21 protein-coding genes and 1 pseudogene are annotated in these 26,374 nt (G+C 71.4%); 12 read left to right on the top strand and 10 right to left on the bottom strand.

Features of this window, described 5'->3' with window-relative positions:
- The first annotated feature begins 137 nt into the window (after positions 1-137).
- A complete protein-coding gene (locus QFZ82_RS36430; RefSeq protein WP_307717197.1) occupies positions 138-587 on the top strand; it encodes an SRPBCC family protein in 450 nt (149 codons plus the stop codon).
- Positions 588-704: 117 nt separating this feature from the next.
- Here QFZ82_RS36430 and QFZ82_RS36425 read toward each other — a convergent pair whose 3' ends face one another.
- Genes QFZ82_RS36425 through QFZ82_RS36410 form a run of 4 tightly spaced genes read right to left on the bottom strand, consistent with a single transcriptional unit; the run spans position 705 to position 5,065 of the window.
- Positions 705-1,541 carry a carbohydrate ABC transporter permease gene (locus QFZ82_RS36425; protein WP_307717196.1) on the bottom strand — a complete coding sequence of 279 codons (837 nt, stop codon included), beginning with the start codon at positions 1,539-1,541 and terminating at the stop codon, positions 705-707.
- Positions 1,538-2,524, bottom strand: coding sequence for a carbohydrate ABC transporter permease (locus QFZ82_RS36420; protein ID WP_307717195.1), 987 nt, complete (start codon positions 2,522-2,524; stop codon positions 1,538-1,540). The genes QFZ82_RS36425 and QFZ82_RS36420 overlap by 4 nt, the downstream gene beginning before the upstream one ends.
- A gap of 1 nt (position 2,525) precedes the next feature.
- The gene (locus tag QFZ82_RS36415) at positions 2,526-3,830 is read right to left on the bottom strand and encodes a sugar ABC transporter substrate-binding protein (RefSeq protein WP_307717194.1); all 1,305 of its coding nucleotides are present in this window, start codon (positions 3,828-3,830) and stop codon (positions 2,526-2,528) included.
- On the bottom strand, positions 3,827-5,065 hold the full coding sequence (locus QFZ82_RS36410; protein ID WP_307717193.1) for an aminotransferase class V-fold PLP-dependent enzyme: 1,239 nt from the start codon (positions 5,063-5,065) through the stop codon (positions 3,827-3,829). The genes QFZ82_RS36415 and QFZ82_RS36410 overlap by 4 nt, the downstream gene beginning before the upstream one ends.
- 202 nt (positions 5,066-5,267) lie before the next feature.
- Between QFZ82_RS36410 and QFZ82_RS36405 the strand changes: the two genes are divergently transcribed.
- Together QFZ82_RS36405 and QFZ82_RS36400 are read left to right on the top strand one after the other, a co-directional pair.
- A complete protein-coding gene (locus QFZ82_RS36405) occupies positions 5,268-5,975 on the top strand; it encodes a FadR/GntR family transcriptional regulator (RefSeq protein ID WP_307717192.1) in 708 nt (235 codons plus the stop codon).
- A gap of 181 nt (positions 5,976-6,156) precedes the next feature.
- Positions 6,157-8,115 (top strand): ABC transporter ATP-binding protein, encoded by a 1,959-nt coding sequence (locus tag QFZ82_RS36400; RefSeq protein WP_307717954.1) that lies wholly within the window; start codon positions 6,157-6,159, stop codon positions 8,113-8,115.
- Between the two features lie 120 nt (positions 8,116-8,235).
- Here QFZ82_RS36400 and QFZ82_RS36395 read toward each other — a convergent pair whose 3' ends face one another.
- Together QFZ82_RS36395 and QFZ82_RS36390 are read right to left on the bottom strand one after the other, a co-directional pair.
- Complete coding sequence (locus QFZ82_RS36395; RefSeq protein WP_307717191.1) at positions 8,236-8,646, bottom strand: DUF2267 domain-containing protein; 411 nt, start codon at positions 8,644-8,646, stop codon at positions 8,236-8,238.
- 221 nt (positions 8,647-8,867) lie between these two features.
- Complete coding sequence (locus QFZ82_RS36390) at positions 8,868-11,546, bottom strand: SpoIIE family protein phosphatase/ATP-binding protein (protein WP_307717953.1); 2,679 nt, start codon at positions 11,544-11,546, stop codon at positions 8,868-8,870.
- Positions 11,547-11,771: 225 nt separating this feature from the next.
- On the opposite strand from QFZ82_RS36390, the gene QFZ82_RS36385 reads away from it, so the two are divergent.
- The 3 genes from QFZ82_RS36385 (at position 11,772) to QFZ82_RS36375 (ending at position 12,851) form a co-directional block, all read left to right on the top strand.
- A complete protein-coding gene (locus QFZ82_RS36385; RefSeq protein WP_307717190.1) occupies positions 11,772-12,143 on the top strand; it encodes a hypothetical protein in 372 nt (123 codons plus the stop codon).
- 159 nt (positions 12,144-12,302) lie between these two features.
- Entirely contained in the window at positions 12,303-12,659 is a 357-nt protein-coding gene (locus tag QFZ82_RS36380) for a PRC-barrel domain-containing protein (protein ID WP_307717189.1), read from the top strand.
- A 24-nt stretch (positions 12,660-12,683) separates the two neighbouring features.
- Positions 12,684-12,851 (top strand): hypothetical protein, encoded by a 168-nt coding sequence (locus QFZ82_RS36375; RefSeq protein WP_307717188.1) that lies wholly within the window; start codon positions 12,684-12,686, stop codon positions 12,849-12,851.
- Positions 12,852-12,870: 19 nt separating this feature from the next.
- On the opposite strand, the gene QFZ82_RS36370 is transcribed toward QFZ82_RS36375, so the two are convergent.
- Together QFZ82_RS36370 and QFZ82_RS36365 are read right to left on the bottom strand one after the other, a co-directional pair.
- Entirely contained in the window at positions 12,871-14,016 is a 1,146-nt protein-coding gene (locus QFZ82_RS36370; protein ID WP_307717187.1) for an aromatic acid exporter family protein, read from the bottom strand.
- Positions 14,017-14,091: 75 nt separating this feature from the next.
- On the bottom strand, positions 14,092-15,696 hold the full coding sequence (locus tag QFZ82_RS36365; protein WP_307717186.1) for an ABC-F family ATP-binding cassette domain-containing protein: 1,605 nt from the start codon (positions 15,694-15,696) through the stop codon (positions 14,092-14,094).
- 500 nt (positions 15,697-16,196) lie between these two features.
- On the opposite strand from QFZ82_RS36365, the gene QFZ82_RS36360 reads away from it, so the two are divergent.
- On the top strand, positions 16,197-16,817 hold the full coding sequence (locus tag QFZ82_RS36360; protein WP_307717185.1) for a hypothetical protein: 621 nt from the start codon (positions 16,197-16,199) through the stop codon (positions 16,815-16,817).
- Positions 16,818-17,302: 485 nt separating this feature from the next.
- Positions 17,303-17,911, top strand: a complete 609-nt coding sequence (locus tag QFZ82_RS36355; RefSeq protein WP_307717184.1) for a hypothetical protein — start codon at positions 17,303-17,305, stop codon at positions 17,909-17,911.
- 156 nt (positions 17,912-18,067) lie between these two features.
- Here the strand turns inward: QFZ82_RS36355 and QFZ82_RS36350 are convergent, their stop codons facing one another.
- Positions 18,068-19,189 (bottom strand): glutamate--cysteine ligase, encoded by a 1,122-nt coding sequence (locus QFZ82_RS36350; RefSeq protein WP_307717183.1) that lies wholly within the window; start codon positions 19,187-19,189, stop codon positions 18,068-18,070.
- 174 nt (positions 19,190-19,363) lie between these two features.
- Positions 19,364-20,183, bottom strand: a pseudogene (locus QFZ82_RS36345) (formylglycine-generating enzyme family protein); the annotation flags it as partial.
- A gap of 350 nt (positions 20,184-20,533) precedes the next feature.
- Here QFZ82_RS36345 and QFZ82_RS36340 point away from each other — a divergent pair.
- From QFZ82_RS36340 to QFZ82_RS36325, 4 genes are all read left to right on the top strand, one after another.
- Entirely contained in the window at positions 20,534-22,657 is a 2,124-nt protein-coding gene (locus tag QFZ82_RS36340) for a SpoIIE family protein phosphatase (RefSeq protein ID WP_307717182.1), read from the top strand.
- Positions 22,658-22,782: 125 nt separating this feature from the next.
- Positions 22,783-24,027: a PP2C family protein-serine/threonine phosphatase gene (locus QFZ82_RS36335; protein WP_307717181.1), complete on the top strand. Its 1,245-nt coding sequence runs from the start codon at positions 22,783-22,785 to the stop codon at positions 24,025-24,027.
- A 423-nt stretch (positions 24,028-24,450) separates the two neighbouring features.
- Complete coding sequence (locus QFZ82_RS36330; RefSeq protein WP_307717180.1) at positions 24,451-25,704, top strand: haloacid dehalogenase-like hydrolase; 1,254 nt, start codon at positions 24,451-24,453, stop codon at positions 25,702-25,704.
- 87 nt (positions 25,705-25,791) lie between these two features.
- The gene (locus QFZ82_RS36325) at positions 25,792-26,352 is read left to right on the top strand and encodes a hypothetical protein (RefSeq protein WP_307717179.1); all 561 of its coding nucleotides are present in this window, start codon (positions 25,792-25,794) and stop codon (positions 26,350-26,352) included.
- Positions 26,353-26,374: the final 22 nt, after the last annotated feature.

The raw sequence follows: 26,374 nt of genomic DNA, 5'->3' as shown, positions 1-26,374 counted from the left end.
GCGCCGATCCGGCGGCCGGAGAAGCCGCGGCAGGCATACGGGCCGTCGCCTCGGGTACCCGGGGCGTCGTGGAACCCACGCCCGTGGCATCCCTGACGCCGCGGGCGCACCAAGTCACCACGGAAGGACGGCATTCGATGTCGAAGGTCGAGCAGTCGATCGAGGTCGATGTACCGGTCAGCACGGCCTACAACCAATGGACCCAGTTCGAGACGTTCCCGCGCTTCATGGAGGGTGTCGAGCGGATCGAGCAGCGGACCGACACGCTCACCCACTGGGTGACCGAAATCGCGGGGGTCAAGCGCGAGTTCGACGCGCGGATCACCGAGCAGATCCCGGACGAACGCGTGGCGTGGACCACCGTCGACGGCGACGTGCGGCAGGCCGGTGTGGTCACTTTCCACCGTCTCGACGACGCGCGCACGAAGGTGATGCTGCAGATGGACTTCGACCCGGCGGGCATCACGGAGAACGTCGGCGACAAGCTGGGGTTCGTCAAGCACCGCACGTCCGGTGACCTGAGCCGCTTCAAGCAGTTCATCGAGTCCCGCGGCGTGGCCGACGGGGCCTGGCGCGGCACGGTCTGACGTCCCGGGGCTGTGCCCCGCGAGAGCGTCGCGTGAGGTGTACCGCCGGGCGGGGAACCGCCCGGCGGTACACCTATGTCGTGACGGGCCCCGTACGGGGCCGGCGCCTCACGCCGGTCACCCCTTCACAGCACCCGCCGTCAGGCCCTGGACGATGTGCCGGCTGGCGAAGGCGAAGAGCACCATGGTGGGCAGGATCGTCAGGACCGCCGCCGCGGACATCGAGCCCCAGTCGATGTTGAAGCTGGAGATGAAGCCGTTCAGTGCCGTGGGCACGGTCTTGTTGCCGTCGCTGTTCATCAGCGTGACGGAGAGGAACAGCTCGTTCCAGCAGTTGACGAAGTTGAAGATGAAGGCCGCGACGATGCCCGGCCTCATCACCGGCAGCAGGACCCGGAACAGGGCGCCGAACCGTGAGCAGCCGTCGATCATGGCGGCCTCTTCAAGGGTGTCCGGGATGTTCTCGAAGAAGCCGCGGAGCATCACCGTGCAGAACGGGATGCAGACCGCGATGTAGACCAGGACGAGTCCGAAGCGGTTGTCGACCAGTTGCAGGTCGGTCATCAGCAGATAGAGCGGCCCCAGCGCGATGAAGGCGGGGATCATCTGGGTTACCAGCGCGGCCATGAGCAGGGCGGTCTTGCTGCGGAACTCGAACCGGGCCAGTACGTAGGCCGACAGCATCGAGATGACGGTCGCCACGGTGCCCGCGACCGTGGCCACGATCAGGCTGTTGGTGAGGTAGACGCCGAACTGTGCCTTGTCGAACAGGCCGGCGTAGTTCTCCAGGGAGAAGTCCTCGGGCCAGTACGCGAGGGGGAAGGCGAAGATGGCGCCGGGAGGTTTGAAGGAGGTGACGGTGATCCAGTACAGCGGGAAGACGGTGAAGATCAGCCAGAGCGTGAGGAAGCCGATCCTGACGGTCTTCCCGGCCGCGGACTCGCGGGTGTTCACGACGTCGCTCCCTTCTCGCGGGTGGCCGTGAGGTAGAAGACCGAGAACAGCAGGAGTCCGGCGACCACCAGCAGGCCGAGTGCGGACGCCTTTCCGTAGTCGCCCTGCTGGGTGATGTTGATCATCCAGGTCGTGACGATGTGCGTCTCGTTGTTCGGCCCGCCGCCCGTCGTCCCGAAGATGAGGTCCGGGAAGTTGAAGATCCAGATGACGCGCAGCAGCACCGTCAGGGCCAGCGTCGTCCGGATGTACGGGATGGTGATGCGGAACAGCGTGCGCGCCTTGCCCGCGCCGTCCAGCGCGGCGGCCTCGTAGATCTCGTCGGGTATCGACTGCAGTGCGGCGAGGATCATGATGGCGAAGAACGTCACGCCGTACCAGATGTTGGCGACGATGACGGCGACCATGGCGGTCTTCGGGTCGGCGAGCCAGGCCACGGGCTCGTCGATCAGGTGCGCCTTCATCAGCAGGTCGTTGACCACCCCGAACTCGCTGTTGAACATCCAGCGGAACAGGATGCCGATCAGGAACCCCGAGATGGCCCAGGGAAAGAAGATCAGCGCCTGGTAGAGCCCACGGAAGCGGAAGCGGCGTCGCAGCCACAGGGCCAGCGCGAACCCGATCACGAGCTGGGGCACGATCGAGGCCACCACCCATAGGGCGGTGTTGCTCAGGACGGTGCCCCACAGCGGATCGCCGAAGATCTGCCGGAAGTTCCCGAGTCCGACGAAGGACGTGTCGGTGAGGTCCGTCAGGTTCCAGTGGCGGAAGGCCATCTGGCTCCCGGCCACCATCGGGTAGTACGTGAACACCACCACGAAGATGACGGCCGGTGCCATGAACGCGGCGATCACCAGGCCCCGGCGGGTGGTGAACTCGCGCTTGCGGCCGCCTCCGCCCGCCGTCCCGGCAGGGCGGGCGCCCTCCTTGCGGGAGGGCTGCCGCGCCTGCTCGTCTGCCGAAAGGACCGTGCCCGCCCGCATGTCAGCCCTTCCCGTTCTTCCACTTGGCGGTCCAGTACGCGTCCCAGTCGGCCAGCAGCTGCTGCTGCGTCATCTTGCCGAGGAGCACCTTCTGGACGTCCGCGTCGGCCTTCTGCGTCCACTCGGTGAACCAGGGCACGTCACGGGGCTGGGTGACGGTGACGTACCGGTCCGGGTTCTGGTTCATCGTCACGTAACTGGCCCAGGGGCCGGTCTTGTAGAACGGGTCCTCGCCGGCCTGCTTCCGGATCGGGATGAGGCTGTTCTTCTTGGCGAAGGTGGTCGACGCCTCTCCCTCGGAGAGGAACTCGACCAGCTTGACGGCCTCGGCCTTGTGCTTACTGCCCTTGGCCACGCCCCAGCCCGCGGTCGCCAGCGGCTGGACCGCCTTCCCGCCGGGGCCGGCGAGGAGCGGCGCGGTGGTCCACTGGTCCTCCTTGATCGCCCTGGACTCGCGCAGGGTGGCGATCACTTCGGGGTCCTGGAGCAGGAAGGCGGTGGATCCGTTGGAGAAGCCCTCGACCATCTCGGGGTAGCCCCAGGCGATGGAGGACGGCGGCGAGGCCTTCTTGAAGAGCTCGAAGTACGTCTTCAGGGCCTCGGCGGCCTCCGGCGCGGCGAAGATGGTGCTGCCGTCGGTCAGCTTGTAGCCGTTGGCGGGGTCGATCCTGTCGGCGACGTAGGCCTCGATGACCGCGGTGACGTTGCTGCCGGCGTTGGCCCCGCCCCGGAAGGCGTAGCCGTAGCGGCGCTTGCCCTTGTCCTGGATCGCGCTCGCCTGCTCGAGCAGTTCGTCCCAGGTGGCAGGCGGCTTGTCGTAACCGGCCCCGGCTATGAGGTCCGTGCGGTAGAAGAGGCTCAGCCCGTAGAAGCCGTAGGGCACGAAGTAGGTCCGGCCCTTCACGTCCGTGGCGGCTTCGGCGGCGTTGTCGGTCAGGTCCTGCCGGCCCGGCCAGCCCTTGAGGTCCTGGCTCATGTCGTGGAGCCAGCCGTTGTTGGACCACGGGCCGACGGTGATGTCCCGGACCTCGAGCGTGTCGACGCCACTGCCCGACTGCAGCATCTGCTGGATCTTCTGGTCGGCCTGCGCGGTCGGCGGTGAGACGAGGTTGACCTTGATCTTCGGGTTCTGCTTCTCGAAGTCGCGGATGAGCTGCTTCAGCAGCTCCGTGCGGGCGGGATTGGTCAGGCTCTCGACCATCTGCAGCGTGACGGTCCCGTCACTGGAGCCGCTCATGGCTGAGCAGCCGGTCACTGTCATGGTGAGGGCGAGGCCGAGAGCGGCGACCGCGTTCCTGCGTTTCATCGCTGTCCTCCGTAGGACTGGTTGCGGGACCATGCGCCGAGCGTGGGGACGCAGTGCTCGGCGAAGTACTCGAAGTCGGCGGCCGTGTTGTACACGTGCGTCGACAGGCGCAGATAGCCGACACCGCCGAAGCTGGTGAACGCCGCCGCGACTCCCAGCTCCTGTCCCACGCGGTCGCGCAGCGCGTCGGCCTCGGCGTGGGTGGCGGCCAGCGGGGCGGGGATCCGAACCAGCCGCAGGGCGTCGACCGGCATGCCGACGTCCACGCGGCAGTCCTCGCCGGTCAGTTCGGACAACGCGGTGGCGATGATCCGTTCCGCGTAGTCCGCCAGCTCGCGCATGTAGGTGCGGGCCGTCCCCCATCCCCAGGTGTCCTCGACGAAGCCGAGGGCGGCGGGCGCCGCGAGATAGCTCGTGGCGTCCACGGTCCCCTGGGTGTCGAAGCGGTCGGGGAAGGGGTCGGGGGCGCCCCAGGAGTCGATCAGGGGGAAGAGGGTGTCGCGCAGTTCGGTGCGCGCCACCAGGGCGGCGGTGCCCCGCGGCGCGCAGCCGAACTTGTGGAGATTGCCGACCCAGAAGTCGCAGTCGAGGCCGGCCAGGGGATCGGCGGACAGTCCGGGCACGTGGGCCCCGTCCACGAGGACCGGGATGCCGCGCCTGCGGGCCTCGGCGGCGATCCGCCGCACCGGCATCCAGCGTGCGGTCGCCGAGGTGATGTGGTCGAGGACGACGAGGCCGGTCGCCTCGCCCAGCTCCGCCACCACGGCGTCGCACGCGGTGCCGGCGTCGGCGTCCAGCGGCACGTGGACGGTGCGGACCGTGCCTCCCCAGCGGCGGGCGAGGCGTTCGGCGCCCATGGTGACGGCGCCGTAGCCGTGATCGGTGACGAGGACCTCGCCGCCGGGCCGTACGGGCACGTTGGCGTAGACGACGCTCGCGCCGGCGCTGGCGTTGGGGACCAGGGCGAGGTCGTCGGTCGCCACCCCGAGGAAGCGGGCGATCTCGATCCGTGCGGCCGCGACCTTGCGCGGCAGCGCCGGGAACCACTCCACGGGCGCGGCCTCCATCTGCCGGCGCAGCCGGTTCTGCTCGTCCTGGGCGACGAGCGGGACCGCCCCGAAGGACCCGTGGTTGAGGTGCCTCACCGCCGGATCGAGCGACCAGGCGGCGGAGGCGGGACGGCCGTCGGCCAGCAGCAGCGGGCGCGGCGCAGTGGTGAGATCTGTCGTGCTCACGTGACTCCCAAGCGCTGGACATCAGACACACACCATAAGAGGTGTGATGACTGGGCGAAATCTTGCCCATTGTTTGGCGAAGGAGCAAGAGCCTGCGGCTTAGTTATCTGATGACTTTGCGTTTCCGTCAGATGACATCTGACGACTGGGTAGACTGTTTCCCTGCCCGGCGCTGCTGCGCGGGCCTATACGGGAGGAAGCGATGTCCGCAGTCGACAAGGCGTTCCACGGCTTGCGCCTCATGATCTCCAGCGGCCGCCTCGGCCCCGGCGAGCGGTTCCCGCCCGAGGGCGACCTGTGCGAGGAGCTCGGGGTCTCGCGGAGTTCGCTGCGGGAGGCGGTGCGCATGCTCGCCGCGCTGGGCGCGGCGGAGGCGCGGCACGGCTCCGGCACATTCGTCTCCCAGCTGCGGCCGGAGGACCTCATCGGCCGGCTGTCGCTGACGGTCGCCCTGCTGCCGCTCGACGGCCTGCTGGAGCTGTACGAGATCCGGCGCGTCCTGGAGGCGCACGTGATGGCGCAGGCGGCGGCACGGATCACGCCCGAGTCGCTGGAGACCCTCTACGGGTACATCGAGACGATCGAGGCCACCGAGGACCCGGCGACGTTCTCCGAGTTCGACCACCTCTTCCACGCCGAGATCGCCCGCCTCGGCGGCAATCCGGCGCTGGAGTCGCTCCTCGCCGTCTTCCGCGCCCGCTCACGCTCGTACCAGGTGTTCACCATGCCCGAAGGACCGGCGTTCAAGCGCGCGAGCGACGAGGACCACCGGGCGATCGTCACCGCGCTGGCCAACCGCGACCCGGCCGCGGCCGCGAACGCGGCGGCCGCCCACGTCGCGCGCACGGAGCGCTGGCTGCACACGTACCGGCCGCCCATCAGTGAGGACGCCGTGCACCACGAGCGCTGACACGAACGAGGCCGACACCTGCGCCAAGTGCGCCGGTGCCAAGGGCAGTTGCCCGAGCGCGTTCTGTGGGCATCTCCTTCCTCATGACCGATCGAAGAAGCACGGGGTACAACAACCAGTTACCGCCTCCCGCCGCCCCGCGGGGTGATGTCGCGTGAAGAGGTATCTCGGACGGGTGCGGATGGCCGAGCCGAAGGTCTCGGCTGCCGAGGAGGAGCTGTTCGGGGGGCCGCTCCGGTACGACATGGGCTGGTCCGAACACGAGCGGGCCGCGCTGGACCTGACCATGATCACGGCCATCCGGGCCATGCCACGACTGGTGTTCGGGACGCTGCGCCGGGCCTGGCGCGCGGACCGGCCGTCGCTGCTTGGCGTCGGGATCAGCGAGGTCGGGCAGGGTGTCGCCGCGGCGGTGACCCTGCTGGCGGTCAATGCGGTGATGCACGCCCTGCTCGGCTCCGGCGACCCGGTCGACCGGCTGCGCGCGGCGCTGCCCGCCCTGATCACCGCGGCGGCCGTCGCCGTGGTCAACGCCGGCCTGGCGGGCTGGTCCACGTCCCGGGCCGGGCGCCTGGAGCCGCTCGTGGAGCGGATGGCCACCACCGAGTACCTGGCGGCGGCCACCGCCGTGGAGCTGGAGGCGATCGAGGACCCGGCGTTCCGCCGCCTGATCGACGTGGCGCAGTACGGGGCCGCCTCCGCCCGGCGCATGATCGGGGCCTGCGTCGCCGCGCTCAACGGCACGATCGCCCTGATCGCCACGGCCGGCGTCCTGACGGTCCTGCACCCGGCCCTGCTGCCGATGCTGCTGCTGATCGCGGCGCCCCGCGGGTGGGGCGCGATGCGGGTGGCCCAGGAGCGGTACGTGTCGGTGATGACGTGGGTCGAGCACGTACGGGCCGGCCGCCTGATCGGCAGTCTCCTGACCGAGCGCACCGCGGCCCAGGAGGTGCGGATCCATGCCGTCGGCGCGTTCCTCCTGGACCGCTACCGCGACATGGCCGAGAGCGCCGAGGCCGAACAGAGGCGGCTCGCCGACGACAAGGCGGTCACCGAACTGGTGGCCGCGGCGCTCTCCGGCGTGGCCATGGCCGGTACGTACGCCGTGATGGGGTGGCTCATCGTGGCCGGGCACATGGAACTCGCGGTCGCGGGCACCGCCGTGATCGCCGTCCGGTCTGGCTCGGCGAGCCTGGGTGCGCTCGTCATGAACGTCAACCAGCTGCACGAGGAGTCCCTGTACGTCCAGGACCACGACCGATTCCTCGTCGAGGCGGCTCGGCACGCCATCCCCCGGGGCGGAGCGTGTGTGCCCGCGCGGGTGGACGGCATCGTCCTGGACAAGGTCTGCTACCGCTACCCCGACCGGGACGAACCGGCGCTGGAGGACGTGTCGCTGTCCGTCCCGATGGGGTCCGTGATCGCGGTGGTGGGCGAGAACGGGTCCGGCAAGAGCACCTTGATGAAGATCCTCGCGGGGCTGCTGTTGCCGCACTCCGGGTCCGTTCGCTGGGGTGGTGCGGAACTGGCCGGGCTCGACCGCGCGCAGGTCTTCGATCGGGTCTGCCTGCTGACACAGGACTTCCAGCGCTGGCCGGTGACGGCCGCGATGAACATCCGGATCGGGCGCCCCCAGCAGGACGCCACCGACGAGGAGTTGGAGCCGTCGGTCGGCTATGCCGGCGCGTCGCCGGTCGTCGCGAGGCTTCCCCACGGCCTGCGCACGCTGCTGGCCCGGGTGTTCCGCGGCGCCTCGGAGATCAGCGGCGGCGAATGGCAGAAGATCGGCCTGGCCCGCACCCACTGGCGGGCCGGGACCAGCGGCGCCGACAGCGTCCTCATCGTCGACGAGCCGACCTCCGCGCTGGACCCGGAGGCGGAGATCGAGGCGTTCGAGCGCATCCGCCGTCTCGCGGGCCCCCGGCGAGCCGTCGTCCTGGTCACCCACCGCATGTCCGGCGTGCGGCACGCCGACACGATCTACGTCCTCGGCCAGGGCCGCATGGTCGAACACGGCAGCCATGACGAGCTGATGGCCGCGAACGGGCGCTACGCCGCCATGTTCCGCACCCAGGCGGCCCAGTACGCACCGGCCGGCAGCCGTACGGTCCCCCGGCCAGGAGCACCGGCCGACGCGTGACGCCACGGACCGGCGCATCGGCCGGAGTCGGCGCGTGTACCCCAGGGGTGCACGCGCCGCCTTTCGTACCTCGGTGTGGTGACGCCCTGGCTCCGGGAGGCGCGGCGCGGTGCCGGTCGTTCACGCGGCCGCGGCGGGAGCCGGGGCGAGTTCGGCCAGGCCGAACAGGAGGGCGTAGCCGCGAGGCAGTTCGGCGAGGATGCGGCGGGTGAGGTCTTCGCCGGCGTGCTGGGCGACGAGCGTCAGGACCGTGCTGGTGGCCCAGCGGGCCTCGGGACGGCTGAGGGGAGCGAGGCGCGCGGCGACGGCGTCGACGAAGCCGGGTGCGCTGAGCGGCTGGGTCAGCGGGATCTGACGGCTGATCACCGCAGCCGCTTCCTCGGGCAGCAGGCCCGCCAGTTCGCAGCGTTCGTCACTGCTGACGTGTCCGCCCAGGACAGTCAGCACCGCGCGCAGAACGCGTTCGGCTTCGACGCCGGTGGCATACCGGCCCGAGTACCGCACCTGCTGGACGAGTTGCTGCCAGTGCACGTTGGTGGTCCTTTCTTGACAGGCAGTCCGGACACCGCGGAGCAACGGTGCGGGCTGCGTGACGAACACGTTCGGTCGAGTCGGTGGTGCCAAGCGCCTCACCGCGCTCACATTTTTGCATGTCGTCCAAACGACGACAAGAGCGATGTCAACCATCGGCTGACATAACACGGCGCCTGATCAACCGGTGCGCCCCGCCGAGGCCGGACGCCTCGCCGCCGTCAGAGCCCCAGCAGCTCCGGGTCCCACGCGAAGACCGTCTGGTCCCCCGCTCCGAGCTTCTGCTCGGACCAGATGACCTTGCCGCCGGCGGTGTAACGGGTGCCCCAGCGCTCGGCGTACTGGGCGACGAGGTACAGGCCGCGGCCGCCCTCGTCGGTCGTCGCCGCGTAGCGCAGATGGGGTGCGCTACGGCCCGCGTCGGACACCTCGCAGATGAGCGTCCGGTCGAGCAGCAGACGGACCCGGATCGGCGGGCCGCCGTAGCGGATGGCGTTGGTGACCAGTTCGCTGAGGATCAGTTCCGCGGCGAAGGCCTCCTCGTCGAGGCCCTGGTCCGCGAGCCAGCGGCCGACGTCCCTGCGGACGACGGAGACCGCGGCGGGATCGGGTTCCACGTCCCACTCCCCCACGTGCGCCGGGTCCAGCCTGCGAGTGGTGGCCACGAGCAGGGCCACGTCGTCCCCCGGCTGGGTGACGAGCATCGTCGCGATCAGGTCCGCGCACGTCTCCTCCGCGGACCGTTCGCCGCTCGCGAGCACGCGGCGCATCATCGCGAGACCGGCGTCGAATTCCCGCTCCCGGGATTCGACCAGACCGTCCGTGAACAGCACCAGCCGACTCCCCTCGGGAACCCGCAGCTCCTGGGCCTCGAACAGCAGCCCTCCGAGGCCCAGCGGCGGCCCGGCGGGCACGTCCGGCGCCTCCACGGTGCCGTCGGGCAGCGCCAGCAGGGGCCCAGGGTGCCCTGCCCTGGCCACCGTGCAGGTCCCCGCCGCCGGATCGTAGATCGCGTACAGGCAGGTGGCCCCCGTGACGGCCGTGCCGGCCCCTTCGGCGGACTCTCCCTGGTCGATCCTCGACACCAGCTCGTCCAGGCGCGCGAGCAGTTCGTCGGGCGGCAGATCCAGGCCGGCGAAGTTGTGCACGGCGGTGCGCAGCCGTCCCATCGTCGCGGCCGCGTGCAGGCCGTGTCCGACCACGTCCCCCACGACGAGCGCCACGCGCGCACCGGGCAGCGGGATCACATCGAACCAGTCGCCGCCTACCCCTGCCCGGGCGGGCAGATACCGGGACGCCACGTCCAGCGCGCTCTGCTCGGGCAGGGCGCCGGGCAGCAGACTGCGCTGCAGCGCCACGGCGAGGCCGTGCTCGCGCGTGTAGCGGCGGGCGTTGTCGACGCACACCGCCGCCCGTGCCACCAGTTCCTCCGCGAAGGACAGATCGTCCTGGTCGAACGGGAGCGGATTCCGCACGCGCCAGAAGTTCGCCATCCCGAGGACGACACCGCGGGCGTGCAGGGGTACGCAGATCAGGGAGTGGGCGCCGTACTCGAGGATCCTCGCCGCCTGCTCGGGGTCCTGCTCCCGCCAGCCCCGCGCGGTGGTCACGTCGGGAACCAGCAGGGAACGGCCGCTGCTCATCCCCACGACCCGGGGATCCGCGGGGACGAATCCCATGTCCCGGCCTGCGGGATGGAAGGGGTGGTCCGCACCCGCCCCCGCGATGGCCGTGCGGCGCATGTCGATCACCGGACCGGTCTCCTCCTCCGCTCCCGGCTCCTCCCCGCCCAGTACGGGCGCGGCGAGATCGACCGTCACGACGTCGGCGAAGCGCGGCGTCGCCACTTCCGTCAGCTCCTCGGCGGTGTGGGTCACGTCCAGCGTCGTGCCGATGCGTGCACTGGCCTCGTAGAGCAGGAGCAGCCGCTCGCGTACCTCTTCGGCGCGGCCCGCCAGGGCGGTCAGCTCCGTGGTGTCCCGCAGAGTGGCCACCGTTCCGGCAGCCTGCCCTCCCGCGGCCGTGGGCCGCAGGTTGACGGCCAGCAGCCGGCCCCCCGCCACCCGTACCTCGTCCGACGCCGCCCGGCCGGAGGCGAGCAGCTCCGCGGTCGCGGCGTCCAGGCCCAGGTCCGCCACCGTCCTGCCCTCCGCGTCCGGGGGCAGGTCGAGCAGCCGGCGCGCCTCGTCGTTGGCGAGCAGCAGGCTCCCGTCACTGCCGATGATCAGCACGCCTTCGCGCACGGAGTGGAGCACCGCGTCGTGGTGCTCGTACAGCCGCGTCATCTCGGCCGGGCCGAGACCATGCGTCTGACGCCGCAGACGCCGGCTGACCAGCGCCGCGCCGGCGGCGGTGAGGACGAGCGCGGCCGCGGCGGCGCCCAGCAGCACGGGCACGTCACGGTTGGCCAGCGCGTTGACGTTCTCGACCGTGATTCCCGCGGAGACGAGTCCGACGACGGTGCCGTCGGGCCGCTGGACGGGCACGACGGAGTTCACGGACGGTCCACGGCTCCCGGTGAACGTGCTCGTGAAGCCACGGCCCTCGACCGCCTCCTTGTACGGACCGATGATGTGTTTCCCGATCAACGACGGGTCGGGGTGGGTGTAGCGGATGCCGTTGCGGTCGGAGACGACGACGTATTCGACGCCGGTGCTCTTCCGGGTCTCCTCCGCGAGCGGCTGCAGAATCGCGGTGGGATCGGGGCTCTCCAGCGCCGCCACGATGCCCGGGGAGTGGGCGAACGCCTCGGCGACGCTCAGCGAGCGTGTCCGCGCGTCCTGCGTACCGGCACGCCGGCCCTGCAGCACGAGCGACACCGCCGCCGCGGTGACGAGCAGCACCACGATCGCCAACTGCAGAAGAAACACCTGCCCGGCGACCGTGTGCACGCCGAACAGGGAACGTGAGCGCCGTCCCGGCCGGGACACCGACGACCGGGAGGCCGATGGCCGGATCCCTGCCGCATATCGGCCAAAGGCACCCATGAACTCTTTCTACCACCGAAATCAGGACCGGGATCGGGCGGCCGCCGCACGGCTCCGCCTGCCGAAGACGCGTCGTCCCTCCGCGGCCCGTGTCCTCGCTACCCTGGGACCACGGGTGCCAGTGACAGGAGGCAGGTCATGGCAGGCGGCCGGCGTTTCCACCTCGATCAGGACGGCCACTCCGTCACGGTGCAGCTTGGGGGCGCACGCCCCGAGGTCGAGGTGCTGGTGGACGGCAAGGTGGTCGCCTACCGGAGGGGACCGGCCACCACGGCGCTCGATGCCGAACTGCCCGGGGACCCGCCCCGGCCGTTCCGCATCCTGATCGCCCCTGTGGAAGGTCCCGAAGCAACGCCCCTGTGCATGATGGAGAGCGCCGGAACACGCCACCTGATGCCGCTCGTCCCCCTGCTCAGCCCCGGACGGCCCCCGCAGCCCGGCCCCTCGCCCACCCTGCTCGTGCGGCGCCGGCTCCGCAGACTGCTGCACCGGCGGGCGGGACGCCGCTAGCTGTATTGATAGCGGGTTCCGCATGCGCGTGGAGGCGGACTGTGCTCGGACTTCCGACGGACACGAAGGGGCTGCTCAGGCTGGTGGAGACCGGCCCTGCGGGGCACGCTGGGAAGTGCACCGGATACGGGCACCACGCTCGCGTGAAGGGAACTCGGGATGATCCAGATCGCCGATATCCGTGAGTGGCGGAACCACAACGTCGTCGACCCGGGCGGTCACAAGATCGGCGCGCTGGAAGCGATCTACGTCGACACCAGCACGGACGAGCCCGCCATGGCCACCGTACAGATCGGTCTGCCCACCCGGCAGCGCCTGGTCTTCGTCCCCCTGGACGGCGCGGTCGTGGGACCGGGATACGTCAAGGTCGGCTACGACAAGGCGCTGGTGAAGAAGTGCCCCGCCATCGGCACGGACGACGTGCTGCCCGCCGAGGACGAGCCCGCGGTGTTCGCGCACTACGGCCTCACCTACCGGCCGGGCGCCAACGGTGAGCGCCAGCTCGCCCGCCGCTGAGCACCAGGAAGAGGGGCCTTCGTCATGACGCTCTTCCTGACACTCGTCATCGCGGCGATCGTGCTGGGCATCATCGGCGCCGTCGCCGACGGACTGCTGTACCTGCTCGTCATGGGGATCGTGGTGTTCGTGGCCGCTCTCGTCCACCTCGCCCTGCACTGGCGGCGCTCTGCCCGGCGCCCGCCGCGCTGAGTCCGCGGGACGACCGCGCTCACAAGGGGTCCTCCGGCGGTTCCTCGAGCAGTTGATCGGCCACTCTTCGTGCGTCCACCAGGAGCGATCCGTACAGGGCCATCCACTCGGGACCGCCGGCGCCTTTCGTCGCCAGCAGTTCGCGCAGACGCCGCTGTGCCGCGTGGACCTCGTCGACCGCCTGGCGCAGACGCAGCCGCGCCGACCTGTCGTCGCCGGTGACGAGTTCCCCGTAGACCTCGACCGCGGCCGCGACGTCGTGCAGGAACCGCGTGTACGGCACCGTCACCCCTTCTTCCGGCCGCGGCCTGCCGGTGCGGTCGTCCGACGCCTCCATCAGGGTGCGCGTCAGGTCGCTGAGGTAGTCGCTGAGCTGTTCCAGCACATGGACGGTATGGGTGAACGAGCCGTGCCGGCGCCGCAGTTCCGCGCGGTTGCGGCGGTCCGGGTTGAGCCAGGTGCTCTCCCTTCCACGGTCGAGGGCGGACCGCGCCTGCCTGATGAGGGAGAAGAGACGGCGTGCCCGCTCGTCCCAGTCGCGGGCCTCCCGGTGGCTCCAGGAACCGTTCAGCCCGTCGGCGACAGCGGTCAGCGTCTGCGTCGCCTCGTCGATCACCGCCCTGACGGCCTCCTGGGTGCTCCGCAGATGCACCGGGGGCAGGACGAGCATGTTCACGCCCACGCCCACCGCCGCTCCGAGCAGCGACTCCAGCAGCCGCGCGATCGCCGCGTCGACGCTCGGGTCGCCGGAGGTCAGCACGAACAGCGCCGCGGTGGCGCCGTAGATGCCCTGGTCGCCCAGTCTCGGCCAGTTGCCCAGCAGCAGGGTGACGGGCAGCACGACGGCCATGGCCAGCGTCGGGCTGCCCAGCGTCGTCCCGCCGGCGGTGGCCAGGACCGTGCCCACCGCGATGGCGCCCAGCTGTTGCATGGCCTGGGCGACGGACTGGTACACCGTCGAGCGCACCAGGACGATCGCCACCCAGGGGGCGATGAACGGCAGCGGGGCCTGCAGCAGCCGGCCGGCGATCATCCAGGCGATCAGTGCGGCGAGGCCCGCCTTGAGCGACTGGAGCACCAGATCGCGCTCACGCCCCGGCCGCTCCCGGGCGAGGCGCGCCGCGCGCCCCGCCGACCGGGCCTCCTGCCGCACTGCTTCCGCCACACGCAGTCGTCGCACCATGTCGGTGCATGTGCCACGGAACCCCGACCCCCACACCCGGTGCCGCGGGGCGGCGGGTCAGGCCAGGGAGACCAGGTCCCGGTACTCCTCGCTCCACAGGTCCTCGTCCGCGTCCGGCAGCAGCAGTACGCGGTCGGGCCGCAGAGCGTCGATGGCGCCCTCGTCGTGGGTGACCATCACGATGGCTCCGGGATAGGAGCCGACCGCGGCCAGGACCTCGCCGCGGGAGGCCGGGTCGAGGTTGTTGGTCGGCTCGTCGAGCAGCAGTACGTTCGCGCCCGAGTGAACGAGCCCGGCCAGGGCCAGGCGTGTCTTCTCCCCGCCGGACAGCACCGCGGCGGGCTTGTCGGCGTCGTCTCCGGAGAACAGGAACGCCCCCAGCACCCGCCGCAGTTCACCGTCGGACAGATGGGCGGCGGCGCCGGCCAGGTTCTCCCGCACCGTGCGGTCCCGGGCGAGGGTGTCGTGCTCCTGGGCGAAGTAACCGAGCCGCAGACCGTGCCCGTGCACCACGCGGCCCGCGTCCGGTTCCTCCGCGCCGGCCAGGATGCGCAGGAGGGTGGTCTTGCCGGCGCCGTTGAGGCCGAGGACCACCAGGCGGCTGCCCCGGTCCACGGCCAGGTCCACACCGGTGAGGACCCGGTGGTCGCCGTACGACTTGGTCAGGCCGACGGCTCCCAGCGGCATCCGGCCGCACGGTTCCGGCTCCGGCAGCCGGATCCTCGCGACCTTCTCCGCCCGCCGGACCGGTTCGAGCCCGGCCAGCATGCGGTCGGCGCGCCGCGCCATGTTCTTCGCCACCACCGCGGTGGCCACGCGGGCCTTCATCCTGTCCGCCTGGGCGTGGAGGGCCGCGGCCTTGCGTTCGGCGTTGGCCCGCTCGCGGGTGCGGCGCCGGTCGTCCGCCGCGCGCTGTGCGAGGTACGTGTTCCAGCCGGTGTTGTGGACGTCGATGGTGGCGCGGTCCGCGTCCAGGTGGAACACCCGGTTGACGACGTCGGCGAGCAGGGCGGTGTCGTGGCTGACGACCACGAGTCCGCCCTTGCGGCCCTGGAGGAAGGAGCGCAGCCAGCCGACGGAGTCGGCATCGAGATGGTTGGTCGGCTCGTCGAGGAGCAGGGTGCCGTCGTGGCCGGAGAACAGGATCCGCGCCAGTTCGACCCGGCGCCGCTGCCCGCCGGACAGCGTGCCCACCGGGTCGCCCATGACCCGGTCGGGCAGACCGAGCCCCGCCGCCACCCGGGCGGCCTCGGCCTCCGCGGCATACCCGCCGCCGGCCTGGAAAGCGGCCTCGGCGCGGGCATAGGTGCGCATCGCCCGCTCCAGCTCGGCGGGTCCGCCTGCCCGGGCCATCGCGGCTTCGGCCGCGCGGAGCCGCCGCAGGGTCCGGTCGAGACCGCGGGCCGACAGGATCCGGTCGGTGACGGTGACCGCCGGGTCGGCGGCGCGGGAGTCCTGTGCGAGGTAGCCGACCGGGCCGGTGACGGTGACCGTGCCGTGGGCGGGTTCGGTGCGCCCGGCGAGGGCGGTCACCAGGGTCGTCTTGCCGGCGCCGTTGCGGCCGACCAGGCCGATGCGGTCGCCGGGAGAGACGGTGAAGGAGATGTCGGAGAGGAGCAGGCGGGCGCCCGCACGCAGCTCGACACCACGAACGGTGATCATGAATGTACGCTCCGGAACAGCGAAAGGACACACTTCTGGCGCGGAAGCGGGTCCTCGGCTAGGAAATGCGGGGCGTAGACATGCGGCGACCGTAACCGGTGCCCTGTCGGCGGCGCATCCGGTTTTCCGCGGCGGCCGGTACGGCGGGACGGCGGACCGCCGGAGGCGGCAGGGCAGAAGCCGGGGAACACGCGCACGTGGCGGGGCTCCGTCCTCTCACCATGGCGCACCTCTCGCGCACGCCGGGACGGCTCAGCCGTGTGGCGCGAGGCATTTCACCCCCGTGCGTTCCGCCCGGCCGGCCGGGGTGGAACCGTTTCACCCCACCGTTGGGGGCCGTGACCGTTGCATCGTGCGGTGCCGCCGCAGATGCTGAGGGGGCCGCTGCGCCGGGTCGCCGCGGTGGCGGCAGCGCCCGCATGTCCACCGGCTCCGGATCCTGACCGCATGTGCTCGCATGCCCGCACGTCTCACCGTGCTTGTCACACCATGGGGGAACCATGAACGCCCGTATCCGTCCGTCCCGTACCACTGCGGCCGCGGTCGCGGCAGTCGCCGCCGTCGCCGGCCTCGTCGCCGCCTCGGTGCCGGCCGCGGCGTCGTCCTCGGCCGCACCGCGGTTCCTCGCGCCCAAGATGCTGCCGCCGCACCCGACTTCGGCCTGGTACGCCGGTCCGGTCACGGCCGGACAGCCCGATCCGCTCCCCATGTGCGTGGGCCCGGCACTGCCCTCGATCTCCCAGCACCGGCAGTACTGGACCGAGTTCGACACCAACGCACTCCAGGTGACCGTCGTCGAGCGCAGCGCCACCCGCGCGAAGCAGCTCGCGGCGCTGTGGCAGAAGAACCTGGCCGAATGCGCGGCCGAACTCATGGAACAGGACCCGGACGTCACCGCGACGGCGAGGGACTACGGCCGGCTCGACGTCGAGGAAGGTGCGCACGTCCTCGGCATCCACACCCGGCACACGTGGGGTGCGTCCGACATCTCCCTCTTCTCGGTCGGCCGGGACGACAGGACGGTGACGTTCGTACGCTGGGCCCAGATGGGCACCTTCGAGCACGCCCAGGTCGCCGACTTCAAGAAGACCACGGTCACAGCCGTGAACAAGCTGCACTGAGCCCGTTGTTGCCCGGACGCCCGTGCCGCAGCGTCGCACGACGGATGACCGGGCGACGGGGTCTGCGCAGGTCAGGCCCTCGTCGCGAGGCAAGGCTCGGCCTCTGCGGAGGCCGGGCGGTGGGCTCGCGGGAACGGGAACGTCCGGGTCCTTGAGTGAAAGTGACGGGTCGCCGCCCCGTCCGAGGCCGCGACCGGGGCGTCGCCCCGCACGCCGAGCGCAACTCCCCTCTCCCACCTGCCCCTTCTCCGCCTCACCATCATGGTCACAGGCCGCGCCCGGGCCCCGCACACGCTGTCCTTCAGGGGGTTTCTCGCGGGTAGACGTGATTCCTGAGCCCTGCGGTGCTTTCGTGAGTGACTGCTGTGTTTTTCAACCGGACGGGCCGATTTCCGCCTTGTTCGCCCTGTGTGTCGCACCCGTACTCTGGCGTCGTCCTGGCCCCGCCGTCATCAGCGGGGTCATCCGGAACTGGGGGAGAATCGATGCGCATCCGTATGCTCGCGGTCGTTGCCGCGACCGCAGCCGCGCTGCTGGGCACAGTGGTGCCGGCCGCCGCCGCGGCCGACCCGCACAGCGACAGCAAGACAGCTCAGAGCGAGCTCACCGGCCGCCCGTTCGCGGCACAGGCGGCGACCGCGAACCTGACCACGGCACAGACCGCCTCGCTGCAGGCGAAGGTGGACCGCTATGTGAAGAGGACCGGGGGGAAGCAGGTCGCGCTCAACAAGATCGATCTCAACGGCCGGGGCGAACTCCTGGTCACCGTACCCGGCGAGCGGCACCCGAGGGACTTCGCCTCGGGCGACGGCAGCCGGATTGCGGCCGACCCATGTCTCGAGGGCTCCGTCTACAGCGGCTGGTTCTGCGCCTACAGCGGCCAGACCTACCAGGGCGACGCACTGCGCTGGTACTACTGCGGCAAGCGGTCCATGCCGTGGGGCGGCTACGGATCGTGGATCAACGACCAGACGCCCGGCACCCGGGCGACCTTCTACAACAGCAGCGGCGGCGTCCACTACGTCACGCCCGCACCGTTCAGCTACTCCCGCAGCTACTACTGGACGCCTGTCTGGCACATCAGGAACTGCTGAGGGCGTGACAGCGGCGTCGCTCGGGAGCCGCCGCGCTGCGCGGACGCGGGCCGCTCCGACGTCCGAGCAGCGGTCCGCCGCCCCGGGCCGCGGGTGAGCCCGGCGGGGCTCCGGCCACAACGGCCGGAGCCCCTTCCCGTACGCCCGGATCCCCGTTCACAACGCCAAGGTCTCGGAGACGATCAGGTCCGTCACCGCCTTCAGGCCGCCTTCGGCCAGGGCCCGCCGCTGCCGGTCGGCCGGTGTGCCCTGCTGGAGCAGCCGGTGGACGAGGGAGACGACCTCCCGGGTGTCGCCGGCGGCGTCCAGCGCGGGCGTGATGTGTTCCATCAGCAGTGCGACGAGGTCACCGGCGCTACGGCGCTCGCCGGCCGCGGTGATCAGGCTGCCGCCGAGGCCGTGGCGGGCGGCCTGCCAGTTCGCCGCCTGCAGCACCTCGGGGGCGATGGAGGGCAGGGGCATGTCCGCTTCGGCGTCGCTGATCGCCGTGGTGACGAGGGCTCGCACGATGCCCGCGAACATGACCGCTTCGTCGGCGCGCAACTGCACGTCGGGACACCGTACTTCGACGGTCGGGAAGCGGTCCGACAGGCGGGCCTGCCAGTACAACTGCCCGGTGTCGCGGATGATCCCGCTGTCGAGCAGCGTCTCGACGCGCGCCTGGTGGTCCGCGAGGTCCGTGAAGGCGGGCGGGGGCCCGCTGACCGGCCAGCGGCCGAAGACCACGGTGCGCCAGCTGGCGAATCCCGTGTCGTGGCCGTCCCACAACGGCGAGTTCGCGGACATGGCGACGAGGACCGGCAACCAGCCGCGCAACCGGTTCAGGACGGCGACGCCGACCTCCGGGGAGGGCACGGCAGTGTGGATGTGCAGGCCGTTGACGAGTTGCTCGGCGACGAGCTGCGGTGCCTGCACCTGCATGGCGCGGTACCGCGACTGCTCGGTCACCCGAGCCGACTCGGCCCCCCTCAGGGGCGGTGTGCCGCAGGCGGCCAGCCGGCATCCGTTCGCCTCCGCGGCGGCCCCCAGCGCATGTCGCAGGCGCAGAAGGTGTCCCCCGGCCTCTTTCAGCTCGGTGCAGATCCTCGTCGCGACCTCGACCTGTACCTGCAGCAGCTCGGACTGCAGCTCCTTGGCGTCCACGAGCGGGGCGAGTCCGGCGGCCGACCTCACCTGCTCCGCCAGCGGCACGGGCAGGCCCGTGTCCCGGTCGAGCAGCAGATACTCCTCTTCCAACCCCAGGGTGACCGGCTCCACACAGCCCTCGCAGCGTCGCATCGTCGGAAGCCAGGACGCAAACGCCCTGACGCATGTGGCGCCCGGAGCACCGGCAGCCATGATCGAGTGTCACGGGGCGGAGGGTGCGAGCGGCGCAGGAGCACGGTGGCGTCGCCCGAAAGGCGGCGGTGCCACGGCCCTCCGCTGGGCCCTGTCCACGTCGCGGAGGCACCGGAAGCCCGTGTGGCCGCTGGAGCCGTCCACCTTGCACGCCGTGCGGGCGGCGACCCGGGACCGGTTGCAGTAGGACGCGTGGCACATGTGGGAGCCGCCTCGGATGACCTTGGCGCTTCCGGCTGCGGGCCCGCGAGGGTCGACCAGGGGGCGGTGGTCGGGATGCTCGGCACTCCACCAGTCGGCACACCACTCCAGACATTGCCCGACATGTTGTGGAGGCCGTAGCCGTTGGGGGCGAAGGCGTCGACCGGGGCCGTTCCCCGGTATCCGTCGTCCGCGGTGTTCTTGGCGGGAAACCGTCCCCGCCGGATGTTGCAGCGGAAGTCGCCGTCCGGTCCAGTTCGTCGCCCCACGGGTAACGCCGCTGCTCCAGACCGCCCCGCGCGGCGTACTCCCATTCCGCCTCCGTGGGCAGCCGCTTTCCCGCCCAGCGGGCGGACGCCGAGGCGTCGTTCCAGGAGACGTGCGCGACGGGGTGGTCACCGCGTTCGCGCAGGGAGCTGCCCGGCCCCTCCGGCCGGCGCCAGGGCGCCCCCTCGACGCCGCACCACCAGGGCGTGCCGGGAGTTCGGGGCGAGCGGCGCCTCAGCGCCGCGGGGAGGAAGCCGGCGAACACGCAGGACCAGCCGATGCGTTCGGCGTCGGTGACGTGGCCGGTGTCGTCGGCGAAGGCGGCGAAGCGCTCGTTGCTCACCGCGTGCGCGTCGATGTGGAACGGAGCGAGCCGCACCGCCCGGACCGGCCCTTCCTCGTCGTCGGGGCAGCCTTCGGCGTCGTCGGCGCCCATGAGGAATTCACCGCCGGGCAGCAGGACCATGCCCGCCGGCGAGCCGGTGGGCCGACGGGCGCCACCGACGACCGGCGAGGGCGCCGCCCGACCGCTCGACGGCATGCAACACCGGGAGCGGCCTTCGGGCGGGTGCAAGGCGTCCTCCTGTACGACCGGAACGGGCGAACGATGGTCGTGCGGGTGCACCGTATCGTCGCACCGGCTCCGGCCCGGCGGGGCCTTCGCCGAGGCGGGCGCAGGACGGCGTGCCGTCGTGTCCGGGGCGGCGTAACGTCCCCAGTGATACGGGGCCGGTACCGCGGGTGGGTGCGTCACGCTCCTGGGCGGGTGAGCGCGCCGGTACGGTCCACAGCGCCCTGTGACGCCGGAGGTGCCGCGTGACCAGCACGGGTGGCCCGGCCACCGGCCCCGACCGCGTGGGTGCGGCGGTCGCGGAGACGGTGCGCAGAACCGGTGCCACCATCGGCGCACTGTACCTGCGCGCACCCGACGAGGACGTGCTGCGTCTGGAGGTGCTGTGCGGGGCGCCGAGCGAGCTCGCCGCACCGTGGGCGAGAGTGCCGGTGGCGTCGCCGGCCCCGGTGGCCGACGCCCTCCGCAAGGACCGCCTGGTCTGGGTGGGCAACCAGGAGGAAATGGTCCGGTCCTATCCCCGTACGGCGATGGCTCTGCCCTACCCCTGCGCGCTCGCCGCCGCGCCGGTCACCGGCGTACGGCCCTGGGGGACGCTGTTGCTGATGTGGCCGGCCGGCCGGCCGCCCCACATGACCCCGCGGGAGCAGGGCAACATCGCCGCCGCCTGCCGGAGGGTGGCCCGGCTGCTGGAGGAAGCCGCCGCGTCGGGGCGGGCACCGGGCCCGGGCGAACAGCCCCGTGTCCTGCCCGTGGAAACCGGCCGCCCGACCGCGGGCCCCGCCCTGGCCGCCGCCGACTTCGCCGAGCGCCTGCCCGGCGGCTCCTGCGCACTGGACCTGGCAGGGCGCATCACCTTTCTCAGTACCGGGGGCGCCGAGCTCCTGGGGCGCGACGCGGCCCACCTGCTGGGGACGCTGCCGTGGCAGTCGCTGCCGTGGCTCGACGACCCCACGTACGAGGACCGCTACCGGGCCGCGCTGATCAGCCGCGAACCCGTGTCCTTCACCGCCTGCCGTCCGCCGGACCGGTGGCTGGACTTCCACCTCTACCCGGACGTCAGCGGCATCAGCGTCCGTATCGTCCCCACCAGCTCGGCACCCCCGCCCTCCCCCGCGCCCCGGCGTTCGCCACCCGCCGCGCCGCCCGCCCGCGCGGGGCAGCTCTACCAGCTCATGCACCTGGCGGCCGCCCTGACCGAGGTCGTCGGCGTCCAAGACGTCGTCGACCTCGCCGCCGACCAGATCATGCCCGCCTTCGGAGCCCAGGGACTGGTGCTGTCCACCGCCGACGCCGGCCGGCTGCGCATCACCGGGCACCGCGGCTATCCCAGCCATGTGGTCGAACGCCTCGACGGACTGCCGCTCGACACCAGCTTCACCCCGGCGGGGCAGGCGCTGAGCAGCGGCATTCCGTCGTTCTTCGCGAACCCGCAGGAGATGCAGCGGATCTATCCCGATGCTCCGCTGGTCAGCGGCAAGCAGGCATGGGCCTTCCTGCCTCTGATCACCTCCGGTCGCCCCGTCGGCTGCTGCGTCCTGTCCTACGAGCGGCCCCACACGTTCTCGGCCGAGGAACGCGCCGTCATGACCTCGCTCGCCGGACTCATCGCCCAGGCCCTGGACCGGGCCCACCTGTACGACACCAAGCACCAGCTCGCCCACGGCCTTCAGCAGGCGCTGCTGCCGCACACCCTGCCCCACGTCGCCGGCCTGAACGTCGCGGCCCGCTATCTGCCCGCCACCCGCGGGATGGACATCGGCGGCGACTTCTACGACGTGATCCGGCTCGGCGACACCGCCGCCGCGGCCGTCATCGGCGACGTCCAGGGCCACAACGTCGCAGCCGCCGCTCTGATGGGACAGGTGCGCACCGGAGTCCACGCCCACGCGAACGTCGGTGCCTCGCCCGACGACGTCCTGTCCCGTACCAACCGGCTGCTCGCCGATCTCGACCCCGGCCTGTTCACGAGCTGTCTCTACGTCCACCTCGACTTCGCCCGGCGGCGGGCACGGCTCGCCAGCGCGGGACATCCGCCGCCGCTGCTCCGCCTCCCCGACCGCCGCACGGCTCCGGTCGACGTCGCGCCCGGCCCGCTCCTGGGCATCGACCCCGGCGCGAGCTACCCCGTCACCGAGATCCCGCTCGTCCCGGGACTGCTGCTGGCCCTCTACACCGACGGGCTGGTCGAGACACCGGGGGCCGACCTCGACGACTCCATCGCCGAACTCGCGCACCGTCTCGCCGACGCCGACGACCACGACCTGGACCTTCTGATCGACAGCCTGATCGGGCCGGCAGGCCCCACCCGGCAGCGTATGGACGACATCGCGCTCCTCGTCCTGCAGGCGGCGATCGCGGGGACCTGACCGCCGAGGCCGAGCGAGTCGGCAATGGAGTGACCGGCGCTGTCGGAGCGGGCGGGTCGGCGGGGCGGACCGTAGCGTGAGAAGGCGGGACGTCGGGCGCCGGACGGAAGGGTGAGGAACAGGCAGTGGCCGTCGCCGGGATCGATTACGCGGCGTTGTTCGCCGCGACGCCGAGCCCGTATGTGGTACTGGGCCGGGACCTGGTGATCGTGGAGGTCAACCAGGCGTACCTCGACGCGACGAGACGGACCAGGGAAGACCTGGTCGGGAAGTACATCTTCGACGCCTTCCCCGACAACCCTTCCGACCCCGACGCCGACGGGGTGCGGAACCTCAGTGCCTCGCTGCACCGGGTCCTGGCCACTGGGGAGCCCGACACGATGGCGCTGCAGAAGTACGACATCCCCATCATGGGCCGGCCGGAAGCGTTCGAGGAGCGGTGGTGGTCCCCGATCAACACCCCCATCCTCGGACCGGACGACACGGTGGTGTGGATCATCCACCGGGTGGAGGACGTGACCGCGTTCGTCCAGGCCCGCGGCACCGGTGCCCGGCCGCTGGACGGGAAGCTCACCGAGCGGGAAGCCCTGGAGGCCGAGCTGTACGCGCGGGCCCGGGAGCTGCAGCGGCTGAACGAGGAGCTGCGGCAGGCCCACGCCCGCGAGCGGCAGGTGGCCGTCACCCTGCAGGAGGCCATGCTCCAGTCACCGGATCTGGCCCGGCACGAGAACGTCGCCGTCCGCTATCTGCCCGCGGCCGGGTCACTGAACGTGTGCGGCGACTGGTACGACCTTGCCGACCTGACCGACGGCCGCTTCTCGGTCGCGGTCGGCGACGTCGTCGGCCACGGCCTGGAAGCCGCCGCCGTCATGGGAATGCTTCGCAGCGCACTGAACGCCGCCATTCGCGCCCTGGAGCGGCCCGCCCAGGCGCTGGAGGTCCTCGGGCTGTACGCCCGCTCGGTCGACGGCGCCCTGAACACCACCGCTGTCGAAGCACTGGTCGACCCCACGAGCTGCCTGATCGTCTACAGCAACGCCGGCCATCCTCCCCCGGTACTGGTGCACACCGACGGCACCTGCGAGCTCCTGGACCGGGCCACCGACCCGCCCCTGGGGGTGCGCCCTCTGCCCGTCCCTCGCCCCCAGGCCACCGCCACCTATACCCCCGGCGACAGCCTGGTCCTCTACACCGACGGCCTGATCGAACGTCGTGGGGAAGACATCTACGCCGGCCTGGCCCGGCTGACCGACACCCTCAGCCGGATCAGCCAACTCCCCCCGGAACACATGGCCGACACCCTGCTGGCCCGCCTCGGCCTGGCCGGCGGCGGCCCCGACGACACCGCCCTGGTCATCATCCAGCTGTGATCACAGACCCCGGCCGCGGGTGGGCGGCCCCGACGACACGCGTCGCCCGGTCACGGGCGCTCCGGGGCCGGCGGCCGGGCCCGTCGTGCACGGGAGGTGCCGGTCGAGTGACTTCACCCCAAAGGACTGAATTAACACCTTTGGATCGCCACCCAGGGTGGCAGGTGGGCGCACCGGGGTCAAGGTCCGGCGACGACACAGGGAACGAACATCTCGTCAGGCATGACATTCCCAACTCGCGTAAGCAGTCCATGAGCGCGCGACAGGCGGTCCGGATCGGGCGGACCCGTTGACCGACGTTCACGGCAAGTGATACTTCTCCAAAGGTCTGCTACACATCCATTGACCTCGTGGTGGCTGCGATCCCGTCGGCAGCCGCCCACACGTCGGACGTCCCGCCCCCTCGCGCCGAAGGTGACCTCCATGAAGATCCCCCGCTGGACCGTGGCCATCGCCGCCGCGCTGGCCGCCGTTCCCTGCGTCCCCGCAGCCTCCGCGGCCGAGGCCCCGCGTCCGGACTGCCCCCGGCTCGACGCGGACCTCTCCTGGTACGGCGACAACCGCCGGGCGCTTCAGGAGTTCATCGACGCCTACGGCAGCTGCGCGGGCACGGACCGGCGTCCGCTCGCGTTGTTCGACTGGGACAACACGGTGGTCAAGAACGACGTCGGGGACGCCACCACGTTCTGGCTGCTGCGCAACGACAAGGTGCGTCAGCCCGCCGGCGGGGACTGGTCGACGACCAGCCGCTACCTCACCGACGAGGCCGCGGCGGCTCTGCGGTCCGCGTGCGGGGATGCCGTGTCCCCGGGAAAGCCGCTGCCCACCGGCAGCGACACCCGCTGCGCCGACGAGATCCTGGCGGTGTACAGCGACGGAACGACCTCCGACGGCGCCGCGGCGTTCAGCGGGTACAACCACCGGCGCATGGAGCCCTCCTACGCCTGGGCCGCCCAGCTGATGGCCGGATACACCCCGGCCGAGATCAGGTCCTTCGCCCGCAGGGCCCGTGCGGAGAACCTGGCCGCCCCCGTGGGCGCCCGGCAGCGGGTGGGCACGCGCCTGGTCACCGGTTGGGTGCGGTACTACGACCAGCAGCGCGACCTCGTCACCACTCTGGTCCGCGCGGGGTTCGACGTACGGATCATCTCCGCCTCGGCCACCCCGGTCGTGCAGGTCTGGGCGAAGGACGTCGGGCTCGACGCGCGGCACGTGACCGGCGTGACCAACAAGATCCGCGCCGGCAGGCTCACCTCCCGCCTCACCTCCTGCGGCGGTGCCGATGACGACTCGGTCATCCCCTACATCGACGGCAAGCGCTGCTTCGTCAACCAGGACCTCCTCGGCGTCTCCGGTCCCGCCGCCTTCAGCCGGCAGCCGGCCGGGAAGCGGCAGGTGTTCGGGGCGGGCGACTCCGACACGGACGTCACCTTCACCGGCGACGCGACGGGGCTCCGCCTCGTGATCAACCGCAACAAGCCGGAGCTGATGTGCCGCTCCTACTTCAACAGCGACGGCAAGTGGCTGATCAACCCGATGTTCATCGGCCCCAGGCCGCCGATGGCCTCTCCCTACCCCTGCTCCACCACCGCGTACACGACGGACACCGGTGCCGGGGCGCCCGTCGTCGACGCCGACGGGTCCGTGATCCCCGACCAGGCGGACACCGTCCACTGACCGGGCCGGGACCTGTTTCGGCGGGGTGCCCGTGGGCACCTGCGCTCAACAGAGAGGCACCCGATACGGACAAGGGGGTCCGGCCCGATGTCAACAGGCACACTTCTGGCGATCATCATTCCTGCCGTGGTTGTGGTCGCCCTGATCGCCCTGGCCGTGGCGATGACCATGCGGCGACGCCGTCGTCTGCGTGAGCGCTTCGGCCCCGAGTACGACCGCACCGTCGAGGACGCCGGGAGCCGGCGGGCCGCCGAGCACGAACTCAGCACCCGCGAGAAGCGCCACGCGTCGCTCGAGATCCGGCCCCTGCCCGACAGCGCCAGGGACCGCTACGCCCGGGAATGGGTCGACGTGCAGCAGGAGTTCGTGGACCGGCCGGTGGACGCCGTGCACGACGCCGACCGGCTCGTGACCTCACTGATGCACGAGCGCGGCTACCCCACGGAGGGGTACGAGCAGCAGATGCGAGACCTCTCCGTCGAGCACGGCCGCACGCTGGAGCACTACCGGGCCGCCCATGAGATCAACACGCTGAGCACGGCACAGCGTGCCACCACCGAGCAGCTGCGCGGGGCCATGGTGCACTACCGGGCCCTGTTCGACGAGCTGCTCTCCGACGGACATCAGGCCGGGCCAGCCCGCGCCTGATCCGTACACAGTCGCGCGGGAG

Origin of the sequence: Streptomyces sp. V4I23 (assembly GCF_030817975.1) — a bacterium.
In the GTDB taxonomy this organism is placed as follows: Bacteria; Actinomycetota; Actinomycetes; order Streptomycetales; family Streptomycetaceae; genus Streptomyces.
The sequence above is the reverse complement of the archived record's forward strand: the minus strand, read 5'-3'. Positions and strand labels throughout refer to the sequence as shown.